This window comes from Kitasatospora sp. NPDC091257 (assembly GCF_044757675.1).
In the GTDB taxonomy this organism is placed as follows: domain Bacteria; phylum Actinomycetota; class Actinomycetes; order Streptomycetales; family Streptomycetaceae; genus Kitasatospora; species Kitasatospora lactacystinica.
In genome coordinates this window covers 1-5124 of sequence record NZ_JBIVVI010000660.1, presented here as the reverse complement: position 1 = coordinate 5124, position 5124 = coordinate 1, and the positions used below count along the sequence as shown (strand labels likewise).

The 5124-nt window shown below is 76.0% G+C and carries 3 protein-coding genes and 1 pseudogene; all 4 read left to right on the top strand.

Annotated features, from left to right (window positions below; genetic code table 11):
- Window positions 1–557 (top strand): annotated as a pseudogene (locus ACIQOV_RS26730) (hypothetical protein); the annotation flags it as partial.
- A 336-nt stretch (window positions 558–893) separates the two neighbouring features.
- Window positions 894–1712 carry a BTAD domain-containing putative transcriptional regulator gene (locus ACIQOV_RS26725; RefSeq protein WP_380554358.1) on the top strand — a complete coding sequence of 273 codons (819 nt, stop codon included), beginning with the start codon at window positions 894–896 and terminating at the stop codon, window positions 1710–1712.
- A gap of 59 nt (window positions 1713–1771) precedes the next feature.
- Window positions 1772–2560 (top strand): 3-oxoacyl-ACP reductase FabG, encoded by a 789-nt coding sequence (gene fabG, locus ACIQOV_RS26720; RefSeq protein WP_359913699.1) that lies wholly within the window; start codon window positions 1772–1774, stop codon window positions 2558–2560.
- 63 nt (window positions 2561–2623) lie between these two features.
- Window positions 2624–4924, top strand: coding sequence for a condensation domain-containing protein (locus tag ACIQOV_RS26715; protein ID WP_401052623.1), 2301 nt, complete (start codon window positions 2624–2626; stop codon window positions 4922–4924).
- The last annotated feature ends 200 nt before the right edge of the window (window positions 4925–5124 follow it).

The window sequence follows — 5124 nt, the reverse complement described above, 5'->3', positions numbered from 1 at the left end:
CCCCGACACGGCCCCCGCCGTACCGGCCCCCGTACGCACCCCCGCCGCAGCCGACCCGCGGCCGGCCCGGCCCCGGCGTGCTGCTGGTCGCCGCCGTCCTGGCCGTCGCGGCGGCCGGCACCGCGGTGGTCCTGGCCGTGCGCGGCAACGACACCGACGGCACCGGCTCCGGCTCCGGCAGCACCCCGCCCGCCGCCACCTCCGCCGCCCCGACGCCGGGCGGCGAGATCCCGGCCGCCTTCCTCGGCTCCTGGCAGGGCGATCTGGGCAGCCAACAGACCCTCGTCAAGCCGGACTTCTCGATCACCATCGCCCAGGGCCGGGCCAACGACCCGGTCGCGCAGATCCACAACAACGAGGGAGCGGGCACCCGCTACTGCGACGCGACCGCCAACCTGGTCCAGGCCACCCCGGACCGGGTGGTGCTGCGCACCGCCCCGATGAGCACGCTCAGCGGCTGCGCCGCCGTCCCGTACGACCAGGTGTACACCCGCAATCCGGACGGCAGCCTGCACCTGCTGGTCGGCGGCTTCTCGGGCGACCTGCGCAGGAAGTAGCCCCCGGTTCCACGCGCGGCGGGGCGGGCCCCACTCCCGGGGGCCGCCCCGCCGCTGCCGTCCGCCGGAAGCCGCCACCAGAGCGCCCGGAACCCCGCTCGACGGGCACTTGAGGAATCCGGCCACCGCCGCCGGGCGCAACTAGGGTGCGACGCGTCCACCCCACCATCCCGCTGACTCGAACGCCCTTCCGCACGAACGAGGTTGCCGTCCCCGCGGCGCACCGCTCCCTCCACCGGGTCCACGCATCCACGGGTCCCCGCGGCAACGAGTCCCCGCCTTCACGCGTCACCGGCTCCACGAGTCCCCGACCCCCCGCACGAGAGGAGAACCGCCATGCACCTCAGGGTCCTCGGCCCCCTCACCGCCGACCTCAACGGCATCTCCGTCGTCCCCACCGCCGCCAAGCAACGCCAGATCCTCGCCCTCCTGGCGCTCTACCCGAACCGGATCCTGCCGACGGCCACCCTGATCGAGGAGATCTGGGGCGACGACCCTCCCAGACAGGCGCTCACCACCATGCAGACGTACATCCTGCAACTGCGCCGCCGGATCACCCAGGCCCTCGGGCCGACCCCGCACACCACCGCCAAGGACATCCTCACCACCCGGCACGGCGGCTACCAGCTCACCACCCACCCGGACAACCTGGACGTCCACACCTACAACCTGCTGACCACCCAGGGCCAGCACGCCTTCAACCACGGCCAGGACCACCAGGCCGCCACCCACTTCCGCCAGGCCCTCGCGCTCTGGCACGGACCCGCCCTGGTCGACGTCCGGCCCGGCCCGATCCTCACCATCGAGATCATGCGGCTGGAGGAGAGCCGGCTGATCACCCTGGAGCGCCGCATCGACACCGACCTGCGGCTCGGCCGGCACAACGAGCTGATCCCCGAGCTCACCCACCTCACCCACCAGCACCCGCACCACGAGGGCCTGCACGCCCAGGCCATGGTCGCGCTCTACCGGGCCGGCCGGCAGACCAGCGCCCTGACCGCCTACCACCACCTGCGGCACCGGCTGACCAGCGAACTCGGCATCCAGCCCTCCCCGCACCTCCAGCACCTCCAGCACGCGATCCTCACCCTGGACCCCACCCTCAACACGCCCACCACGGCCCACCCGACCACCTACAACCTGTACTCGGCCTGAGCCCCGTCCGGACGGCCGTCCCCGCAGACCTCTCCCAGCCCTCACCCACAGGACGCGTCATGACCACCGCACCCGAGAAACCCCTCGCCCTGATCACCGGCGGTACCCGCGGCATCGGCCTCGCCATCGCCCGCGAACTCGGCAGCCGCGGCCACCGTGTCTTCATCTGCGCCCGCACCGCCAAGGACATCGACCAGGCCCTCGCCACCCTGCGCGACGAGGGCCACCAGGCCCACGGCCTCACCTGCGACGTCCGCGACCCCACCCAGGTCGGCGAACTGATCCGGCACGCGGTGGCCGAGCACGGCCCGATCAGCGTCCTGGTCAACAACGCCGGCCGCACCGGCGGCGGCCCGACCGCCACCACCACCGACGACCTCTGGTACGACGTCATCGACACCAACCTGAACGCCGTCTTCCTGGTCACCCGGGAGACCCTCCGGCACGGCCACATCACCACCACCACGCACCCGCGGATCATCAACATCGCGTCCACCGCCGGGAAGCAGGCCGTCACCCTGGGCGCCCCGTACACCGCGAGCAAGCACGCCGTGATCGGCTTCACCCGGGCGCTGGCCAAGGAGCTGGCGCCGACCGGCACCACCGTCAACGCCATCTGCCCGGGGTACGTCCAGACCCCGCACACCGCCAGGATCCACCACGAGTACGCGACCGCCTACAACACCACCCCCGAGACCATCCACCAGCATTTCACGACGCACATCCCGCTCGGCCGCTACACCACGCCCGAGGAGGTCGCCTCGCTGGCCGGCTACCTCACCAGCCCCACCGCGGCCAGCATCACCGCCCAGGCGCTGAACGTCTGCGGCGGGCTCGCCACCCAGTAACCCCCGGCGCGATCCTGGCCGGCCCACGGGAAGGATGAGGGCTCCGGTGCCCGCTGATCAGCCATGACGAACCGTCAGTTCTCCAGCGCACCCGTCACCCTGCGGGTGACCGGCGCCCCGGCGCCCTGCCTGCCCGTCGGCCGTCCGCCCGGGCCGCTGGACGCGGGGGCGGTGCGCGCCGCGCTGGCCGGCACCGCCTCCCGGCCCCGGCAGGCCGCCCAACGGCGCGGCCGGGCACCGGAGTTCGTCCTGGCCCAGCTGCACCGGACGTACCCGGCGCAGGCCCTGCGCGCCGCGCTGCGGACCGTCGCCGCCGAGGACTCCCCCGGGCCCGCGACGGAACTGCTGTGGCAGCGGACGGTGGACAGCCCGGAGGCGCTCGACCAGGTGCTCGCCGACCTCGGGCGCAGCCTGGCCGCCGGTCCCCGACTGCGGGCGGTGCTGGTCGAGGACGCCGGCCACGGCAGTGCCCCGGGCGGCGGCCGGCGGCTGTTCGTCGGCATCGCGTCCGGCCCGCCCGCGCGCGCCGCCGGGGTACTGGAGGAACTGCGCGAGGCGCTGGCGCACCCGCCGGAGCCGGTCACCGTGCCGACCAGCGCGCTCCAGCGGGAGCTGCTGCGCCAGGTCATCGGCGCGGCCGGGCCCCCCGGGCGGCACGTCGAGCAGCTGTCCTGGCACTGGCACGGGCCACTGGACACCGAGCGCTTCACCACGGCCTGGCAGTCCGTCTTCGACCACGAGACGGTGCTGCGCGCGGCCTTCGACTGGGACGAGGACGGCACCGACGACCCCTGGATGGTGCTGCACGAGCACGCCGCCCCCGAGGTGACCCGGCACCGGCACGACGCCACCGACTGGAAGGACCTGCTCGCCGCGGACCGCCGGCGCGGCTTCGACCTGCGCCGCCCCGCCCTGCTGCGCGCCACCCTCGTCGACGACCCGCCGCACGCCGAGGACGGCCCCGCCACCCGGGTGCTGCTCACCTACCACCACGCGATGCTGGACGGCTGGAGCGTGCGGCTGCTGCTCCAGTCCTTCTACCGCGCCTACCTGACCGGCGGCGTCCTGCCCGGCGGCGAGCGCCGCCCCGACCTGCGCGACCACGCCCGCTGGCTGGCCGGCCGCGGCACCGACGCCGCACGGCAGTTCTGGTCCACCCGGCCGCCCGCCACCCCCGTCCTGCCGCTCGCCCCCGATCCGCACCGGCGCGGCAGCGGCCGGGCCCGGCGCCGCCTCACCCCGCACGAGGCGGTCCGGCTGCGCGGCTGGGCGGCCGCCTGGGGCGCGGGCGAGAGCAGCGCGCTCCAGGCGGCCTGGGCGCTGCTGCTGTACCGCGCCGAGCAGAGCGACCGACCCCGCCGCCCGGCCCGGGCGGTGCGGGTCGGCTTCGCGGTGACGGTCTCCGGCCGGGGCATCCCGCTGGACGGCATCGACCGACTGCCCGGCGCCCTGCGCAACCCGCTGCCGATCTCCGTCCGGGTGCAGCCGGGCACCACCGTGCCGCAGCTCCTCGCGGCACTGCGCGACGGGGTGCTCGACCTCGCGGCCTACGAGTGGGTCGCGCCCGGCCAGGCCCACCGCTGGACACCCGGCGCGCGCGGGCAGCGGCCGAACTCCCTGGTCGTACTGGAGCACCGGCCCGCCACGGCGCACCACCTGCGGCTGGAGACCGACCTGGCCGCGCACGGCATCCACGTGGAGAGCCCCGTCCCGGCAGGCACCCTCACCTCCTACCCGATCACGCTCGCCGCCCACTACGACGCCACCGGCGGGCTGGTCCTCACTACCACCCACGACCGCGCCCTGCTCGCCGACCGGGACGCCGCCGAGCTGCTCGACCAGAGCACCCACCTGCTGCGCTCCTTCCCGGACCTGCCGAGCGGGCTGGGCACCACCGAGGTCCTGCGGACCACCCTGGCCGGCCGGCCGGCGCCCCGGCTGGGCGAGCCCGCGGACACCGGCTCCCCGGGCGGGGATCCGGCCGCCCCGGCGGTTCGGCTGGACATGCTGCGCCGGGCCGCCCGCCCGGGCGCGGGCTGGGTCCTGCTGCTGCCCCCGACCGGCGCCCCGCACACCCGCTACCCCGGCGCCGCCCGCGGCTGGCCGGGCCCGCAGGCCCTCGGCGTGCTGCGCCCCGCCGGGGGCGCCCCGCCCGCGGCCGCGTACCGCCCGGTGCTCGGCCCGCTGCTGGAGTCCCGCGCGCCGATCGCCCTGGTCGCCCCGCCGGGGCTCGGCGTCACCGCGTGCGAGATCGCCCGACTGGGCGCGCCGGCGCACCACCCGCCGCTGGTGGTGCTGCTCGACCGGGGCGGCGACCTGGCCGCGGTGGCGGGCCTGCTGGGCGAGCTGCCGCGGCGCCGCTAGAACTGCCGCACCGTCGCTGGAGCCGCCGCGCTGCGGCCCGGGGTCGGCCGCGGCTAGGGTGACGACCGTGGCCCGCTTCGTCCTGATCCGCCGTACGCCGCTGCCGCCCGCCGAGTGCTGGGAGCGGCTGACGGCCTGGCCCCGGCACGGGGTCAGGGAGCCGAAGGCGCTGCGGCGGGCGATCGCCCGGCACTGCATCG

What these genes read in the sequence shown, in the direction of transcription:
- ACIQOV_RS26725 (WP_380554358.1), top strand. Translation starts at nt 894, where the DNA reads ATGCACCTCAGGGTCCTCGGCCCCCTCACCGCCGACCTCAACGGCATC.
- ACIQOV_RS26715 (WP_401052623.1), top strand. Translation starts at nt 2,624, where the DNA reads ATGACGAACCGTCAGTTCTCCAGCGCACCCGTCACCCTGCGGGTGACC.
- fabG (WP_359913699.1), top strand. Translation starts at nt 1,772, where the DNA reads ATGACCACCGCACCCGAGAAACCCCTCGCCCTGATCACCGGCGGTACC.